The sequence below is a fragment of the Aquabacterium sp. UBA2148 genome, from assembly GCF_002328915.1.
Lineage (GTDB): Bacteria > Pseudomonadota > Gammaproteobacteria > Burkholderiales > Burkholderiaceae_C > Aquabacterium > Aquabacterium parvum.
The window spans coordinates 1700-8307 of the sequence record NZ_DCXA01000196.1; the positions used below are offsets into that span (position 1 = coordinate 1700).

A 6608-nucleotide genomic window follows, 5' to 3' on the forward strand; every position below is an offset into this window, starting at 1 on the left:
CGAGCGCGCCGCGATCGAGCCGAAGCAGCCGAGGACGCGGATCATGGTGCTGGCTCGTGGGGTTGAGCCCGTTCGTTCAGGCCTGAACGAACTGCATCTGGGTGCCGGCCAGCTCGATCACGTCGCCGCTCTTGAGGTGGACCGGGTCGGCCGCCACGGGCGAGCCGTTGACCGTGGGGCGGGCCGAACCTTCGACGTGCGCGAAGACGTAGCCACCCGGGCGCTTGGTGATGGAGGCCACCTGCACGCCAGGCTTGCCCACCGTGGTGACGACCTTGGTCAGTGCGACCTCGCGGCCGGCTGCGGCACCGTTGAGCACCTTGATGGAGGCCGGGCTCTGGCTGGGCAGGCTGCCGAAGCCGCTGGGGCCCTGGGCCATGGCAGCACCGAAAGCGCCCGGCGTGGTGGAAGGGCCGGTCGGGGTGGCTGCAGCCGCGTGGGCTTGCGCGCCCAGCGCCGTCGGCAGCGGCGTGCCCGGCCGCATGATCATCGTCTTTTCGTAGTCGGAGCCTTCGTCCGCCAGGAACTTGATCTTGTACTTGCCGATCTCGACCGTGTCGTTGTGCTGCAGCAGCTGCTTCTTGACGGCCTTGCCGTTGATGTAGGTGCCGTTGGTGCTGTTGAGGTCTTCGATGAAAACGCTGCCGCTGAGCAGCTGCAACATGGCGTGCTCACCACTGACGGCCAGGTTGTCGATCACGATGTCGTTGTACGGGCGACGACCGAGGGTGGTGCGGTCCTTCGTGACCTGGACCTCCTTGATCACCACGCCATCGAGTGAGACGACCAGTTTTCCCATGCGGAACCTCTGCTTATGGATCTTGTGTGTGTGTGTTGAGACGTTCAGCCCAGCCCAGCAAAGCGCCTGAAAGGCCACCAGGATCTGGGTGCAGGATCCGCCACTCCCTGGGCGCGCACCAGCACGACCGCAATATTATCCCGCCCGCCCGCCTCGTTGGCGGCCGCGACCAGGGCGGCGCCCATCTCGGGGAGCGTTTGATGCTGGGCCATGACTTCGGCGATCTGGTGGTCTCGGAGCATGTCGGACAGGCCGTCCGAACACATCAGGTAGATGTCGCCCGACTGGATTTCGTGCTGGTGGGTTTCGAGCTGGGCCATGTCCTCGACGCCCAGGGCGCGGGTGACGAGGTTTTTGTTGGCGGCAAATTGCGCCTGCTCGGGCGTGAGCATGCCAGCGTCGATCTGCTCTTGCAGTAACGAATGGTCTTTCGTGACCTGCTGCAACACCCCGGCGCGAAGCCGGTAGCCGCGCGAATCGCCGATGTGCCCCAGCAACAGGCGGCCTGAGCGGAAGACGCCCAGCACCAGGGTCGTGCCCATGCCGGCGTACATCGGGTTGGAGTTGGCCGCACCGAAGATGGCGCGGTTGGCGTTGTCGACGCAGATGTCCATGGCGCGGCGCACGTCGCCGTCGCTGGCCTGGGGCGCGGCCTCGTTCAGCCAGCGCCCCAGCTCGGCGCTGACGAACTCGCAGGCCATGCCGCTGGCGACTTCGCCGGCCGCGTAGCCGCCCATGCCGTCAGCGAGCACCGCCAGCGAGCAGGACGTGTCGATGGCGACGTTGTCCTCGTTGTTGCTGCGGACGCGACCGGTGTCGGTCTGGCTGTAGAACTCGAACTCCATGGGGGGAAATTGTCGCCGGGTTGGTCAGGGGGCGGGCACAGGGATGTCGTCAGGCCAGGGAGATGTCGACGCCGGGGGACCCAGCGTCAGGCAGCATCTTCAAGACCGCACGCAAGTCTTCGGCCATCTGCTCGCCCGAGCTGTAGCGGGTGGCCGGGTGCTTTTGCAGCGCCAGGGCCACGACGTCGCCGAGCGCCGGGGGCAACTCGGGCCGCAGCGTGCAGACGTTGGGAGGCGTTTCGCGGGCGATGGCACGCATCAGGGCACCGAGCGAGTCGGCCTCGCAGGGCAGGCGACCGGTCAGCAGCTGAAACAAGGTCACGCCCAGCGAATACAGGTCGGTGCGGCCGTCGACGTGTTGGCCGGAGAGCTGCTCGGGCGACATGTAGGTGGGCGTGCCCAGGATGACACCCGTGCGGGTGCGCGAGGCATCGGCCAGGCGCGCCACGCCGAAGTCCATCACCTTCACGCCCTCGCGGGGCAGGTCGATCATGATGTTCTCGGGCTTGATGTCGCGGTGCGTGACGCCCCGGGTGTGGGCGTAGGCCAGCGCATCGGCCACCCGGGCGATGGCGCGCAGCACCACGGGCAGCGGCAGCAGGCGGGCGGGCTGGGTGTGCTGACCCAGGTCCGCGCCGTCGATCAGCTCCATGGCGATCCAGGCCAGGCCATCGGTTTCGCCGGCATCGAGGATCTGAACGATGTCGGGGTGCTGCAGGCGACCGGCCATGTCGGCCTCGCGCAGGAATCGGCTGCGGGCGTCGACCAGGTCGTCGCCCGTGAACTCGCGCGCCAGGGCCATGGTCTTGATGGCCACATGCTGGCCGGTGGCGGGGTCGTGGGCCAGGTAGACGGCGCCCATTGCGCCCTGGCCCAGTTGCTTGTCGAGCACGAACTTGCCCAGCATCGACAGGCCGCCATGTGCCGCGGGCCGCGCCTCGACCGAGCCCCAGGACTCGACCGCCTGGACCTGCGCTTTGCCACGTGCGCGGCTCAGGCGCTGGCGCACGTCGCGCCAGTCTGGGTCGAGGTCGGCCATGTGCTCGTACACGTTGCGGGCGGCATCGAAACGTTGCTCCGCTTCGAAAGCGGCCGCGATCAGGTCGCAGGTTTCCAGGGTGGCAACCTTCAGCCCCTCGGGGGGCAGGTGCCCGCGCAGGGCCTCCCATGCCTGGTCCACGGGCCCATCACCCAGGGTCAGCAAGGCGCGGTGGATGCGCTCGGCATTGGGGTCGGCAACCGGGTCGTCTGATGAGGCGGCCTCGGCGCCGAGGGCCGACACCACGTCGCCGGGCAAGGTGTTCAGCGGCGACGTGATGGAGGCTGGCGCCGTCATGTCGTCGAACCAGCTGTCCAGCGGTGGGCGCCCGCTCGGGCGACCCGGGTCAGAGGGCAACTGGATGGTCACCGCAGGGGCCTTGGGCGGCGTGGGCGCCGGCATGGAGGCGATGGGCACCACCTCGGGCGCGGAAGACAAGGGCACCGGGCCGGAGCGCTGAAAGCGGGGGTGGAACGCGACCGGGCTGGTGTCGGCAAACCGCGAGGGAGGGCGGTTGTCGTCGCGCGAGTCGACGAAGTCCTGCAAGGCCTGGCGTTTGCGCCGCTGCAACTCAGCGGCGCTGTCGGCCAGGGGTGAGGTGTCGGAAAAATCGGCCCATTGGGTGCTGCGCGCACCACCAGCGGAGCGATCACCCCCACGGCCACCGTTGCGGCGGCGCGTGAACCACCAGCCTGCGCCCATCACGCAGGCCGCCAGCAGGAGGATCCATCCGACCACCGGCGACATCGTTCGGCCTCCGCCTCAGCTGGCCTGGGGGGCCCGGGCCGCCAGGGCCTTGCCCACCGCCACGACCAGCAAGGCGCACAGCCCGCCAGCGAGGTAACGCAATGACTCGGCCTGGGGCAGGTAGCCCTGGATGGCCGGATCCCCCACCGCGAGCGTGCCAGCGATCCAGCCCAACAGGGCGCCACCGGCAACGATGATGACCGGGAAGCGGTCCATGAGCTTGAGCACCACGCTGCTGCCCCACACGATGATGGGGATGCTCACCAGCAGGCCGAAGATGACCAGTGGCATCTGGTGGCCTTCGTGGCCGGCCGTCTGGGCCGCACCCGCGATGCCGATGACGTTGTCAACGCTCATCACGAAGTCGGCCACGATGATGGTCTTGATGGCGCCCAGCAGCTTGTCGCTGGCCTGGAGGTCGCCGTGTTCGTCGTCTTCGGGCACCAGCAGCTTGATGCCGATCCAGATCAGCAAGGCGGCGCCCACCAGCTTGAGGTAGGGCAGCGCCAGCAAGGACATGGCGAAGAAGATCAGGATCACCCGCAGCACGATGGCGCCTGCCGTTCCCCAGAGGATGCCCTTGCGGCGCAGCTCGGGCGGCAGGTTGCGACAAGCCAGTGCGATGACGATGGCGTTGTCACCACCCAGCAGGATGTCGATCATGATGATCTGGCCTACGGCGAGCCAGAACTCGGGGGTCAGGAAAGCTTCCATGTCTCAAAAAAGGAATCAGCCCCTGAGTGTAGGGGCTGAGAGGCGGCCCCGGGGGGCCTTCGAGTGGCACCGTGTGCGCGCAGGCACACGGGTGTTCACGCAGTTCAGGTTCGCGTCAGATGAGTGACTTCAGGATGCGCCCCATCTCGGACGGGTTGCGCGTGACCTTGAAACCGCACTCTTCCATGATGGCCAGCTTGGCATCGGCCGTGTCGGCACCGCCGGAGATCAGCGCGCCGGCGTGACCCATGCGCTTGCCCGGGGGGGCGGTGACGCCTGCGATGAAGCCGACGATGGGCTTTTTCATGTGGTCCTTGCACCATTGGGCGGCTTCGGCTTCGTCGGGGCCGCCGATTTCACCGATCATGATGACGGCGTCGGTGTCCGGGTCGTCGTTGAAGGCGCGCATCACGTCGATGTGCTTGAGGCCGTTGATCGGGTCACCGCCGATGCCCACGGCGCTGGACTGGCCCAGGCCGAGCTCGGTCAGCTGCGCCACGGCTTCGTACGTCAGCGTGCCGGAGCGCGAGACCACGCCGATGCGGCCCTTGCGGTGGATGTGACCGGGCATGATGCCGATCTTGATCTCTTCGGGCGTGATCAGGCCGGGGCAGTTGGGGCCCAGCAGCAAGGTCTTCTTGCCACCAGCCGCTTCCTTGGCCTTCATCTTGTTGCGCACCATCAGCATGTCGCGCACGGGGATGCCTTCGGTGATGGCGATCACCAGGTCCAGGTCGGCTTCAACGGCCTCCCAGATGGCGTCAGCGGCGCCAGCGGGCGGCACGTAAATGACGGACACGGTGGCGCCGGTTTGCTGCGAGGCTTCCTTGACGGAGGCGTAGATGGGGATGTCCGAGAACTTCTCGCCGGCCTTCTTGGGGTTCACGCCCGCCACGAAAGCGTTCTTGCCGTTGGCGTAGGCCTGGCAGCCGAGGGTGTGGAACTGACCGGTCTTGCCCGTGATGCCCTGGGTGATGACCTTGGTGTCCTTGTTGATGAGGATGCTCATGATGTCTCTTTCCTGGGGCGTTACTTGACGGCGGCGACGATCTTGGTGGCCGCTTCGGCCATCGTGTCGACGCTGATGATGGGCAGACCGGAGTCCGCCAGCATCTTCTTGCCCAGGTCTTCGTTGGTGCCCTTCATGCGGACCACCAACGGCACGTTCAGGTTCACGGCCTTGCAGGCGGTGATGACGCCATCGGCGATGGTGTCGCACTTCATGATGCCGCCGAAGATGTTGACCAGGATGCCCTTGACGTCGGGGTTCTTGAGCATGATCTTGAAGGCTTCGGTGACCTTCTCTGCCGTGGCGCCGCCGCCCACGTCCAGGAAGTTGGCCGGCTCGCCGCCGAACAGCTTGATGGTGTCCATGGTGGCCATGGCCAGGCCGGCGCCGTTGACCAGGCAGCCGATGTTGCCGTCGAGCTGGATGTAGGCGAGGTCGAACTTCGAGGCCTCGACTTCGGCTGGGTCTTCTTCGTCCAGGTCGCGATAGGCGACGATTTCAGGGTGGCGGAACAGCGCGTTGCTGTCGAAGTTGAACTTGGCGTCCAGGGCGATGACGTTGCCCTTGCTGTCGCGGTTCAGCGGGTTGATCTCGACCAGCGACGCGTCGGTCTCCATGTAGCACTGGTACAGCTTCTTGAAGATGTCCTTGGCCTGGGCTTGCGAATCAGCGGGCATGCCGATGCCGTCGGCGATCTGCTGGGCTTGCGCGTCGGTCAGGCCGGCCAGCGGGTCGATGAAGACGGTGATGATCTTCTCGGGCGTGCTGTGGGCGACTTCTTCGATGTCCATGCCGCCTTCGCTGGAGGCGATGAAGGCGATCTTCTGGGTGCCGCGGTCGGTGACCACGGACACGTAGTATTCCTTCTGAATGTCGGCGCCGTCTTCGATGTAGAGGCGGTTGACCTTCTGGCCTTCGGGGCCGGTCTGGTGGGTCTTGAGCTGCATGCCCAGGATCTGGCCAGCCAGCTTCTTGACGTCGTCCAGGCTCTTGGCCACTTTGACGCCGCCGCCCTTGCCACGGCCACCGGCGTGGATCTGGGCCTTGACGACCCAGACGGGGCCGCCGAGTTTCTCAGCCGCTGCGACGGCTTCTTCTACGGTAAACGCCGGAATGCCTCTTGGGACCGGCACACCAAAACGGCTCAGGATCTCTTTGCCTTGGTACTCATGAATCTTCATGGGGATCTCGCGATGTGGGTGATGCGTTCGGGTCGAACATGACAGAACCCACCACCGCCGATCGGGCAGTGGCGGGTGCAAGCGCGGGGCCGGTTGGGCCTGGTTGCACTGCAGCAGTCAGCATAGCACCGCCACCCCTCGGATGCGGTGGGGTGCCCCCTCGGCAAGACTCGGGTTTGCACGGAGATGGGGCGTCAGCCGAGCGACTCTTCGTCGGGGTCCGGGAACCCGTCGCCTCGGACGACCCTTCGAACGACGTCTCCGGCAAATCCGC

General features: G+C 66.5%; 6 protein-coding genes. All 6 read right to left on the reverse strand.

The features are described from left to right. Positions 1–76 precede the first annotated feature (76 nt). The 6 genes from B2W70_RS10915 to sucC all read right to left on the reverse strand — a co-directional run bounded on the left by B2W70_RS10915 (position 77) and on the right by sucC (position 6334). A complete protein-coding gene (locus tag B2W70_RS10915; RefSeq protein ID WP_286745659.1) occupies positions 77–799 on the reverse strand; it encodes an FHA domain-containing protein in 723 nt (240 codons plus the stop codon). A 44-nt stretch (positions 800–843) separates the two neighbouring features. Further along, positions 844–1644, reverse strand: coding sequence for a Stp1/IreP family PP2C-type Ser/Thr phosphatase (locus B2W70_RS10920; protein ID WP_286745660.1), 801 nt, complete (start codon positions 1642–1644; stop codon positions 844–846). 49 nt (positions 1645–1693) lie between these two features. Then, complete coding sequence (locus tag B2W70_RS10925; protein WP_286745662.1) at positions 1694–3430, reverse strand: serine/threonine-protein kinase; 1737 nt, start codon at positions 3428–3430, stop codon at positions 1694–1696. A gap of 15 nt (positions 3431–3445) precedes the next feature. After that, positions 3446–4144 (reverse strand): TerC family protein, encoded by a 699-nt coding sequence (locus tag B2W70_RS10930; RefSeq protein WP_286745664.1) that lies wholly within the window; start codon positions 4142–4144, stop codon positions 3446–3448. A 115-nt stretch (positions 4145–4259) separates the two neighbouring features. Next, entirely contained in the window at positions 4260–5153 is an 894-nt protein-coding gene (sucD, locus tag B2W70_RS10935) for a succinate--CoA ligase subunit alpha (RefSeq protein WP_286745665.1), read from the reverse strand. A 20-nt stretch (positions 5154–5173) separates the two neighbouring features. Further along, entirely contained in the window at positions 5174–6334 is a 1161-nt protein-coding gene (gene sucC, locus B2W70_RS10940) for an ADP-forming succinate--CoA ligase subunit beta (protein ID WP_286745667.1), read from the reverse strand. Positions 6335–6608 lie beyond the last annotated feature (274 nt).

Excerpts from the sequence above, each read along its gene's own strand:
- sucC (WP_286745667.1), bottom strand. The coding sequence starts at position 6,334 with ATGAAGATTCATGAGTACCAAGGCAAAGAGATCCTGAGCCGTTTTGGT.
- B2W70_RS10915 (WP_286745659.1), bottom strand. The coding sequence starts at position 799 with ATGGGAAAACTGGTCGTCTCACTCGATGGCGTGGTGATCAAGGAGGTC.
- B2W70_RS10920 (WP_286745660.1), bottom strand. The coding sequence starts at position 1,644 with ATGGAGTTCGAGTTCTACAGCCAGACCGACACCGGTCGCGTCCGCAGC.
- B2W70_RS10930 (WP_286745664.1), bottom strand. The coding sequence starts at position 4,144 with ATGGAAGCTTTCCTGACCCCCGAGTTCTGGCTCGCCGTAGGCCAGATC.
- sucD (WP_286745665.1), bottom strand. The coding sequence starts at position 5,153 with ATGAGCATCCTCATCAACAAGGACACCAAGGTCATCACCCAGGGCATC.
- B2W70_RS10925 (WP_286745662.1), bottom strand. The coding sequence starts at position 3,430 with ATGTCGCCGGTGGTCGGATGGATCCTCCTGCTGGCGGCCTGCGTGATG.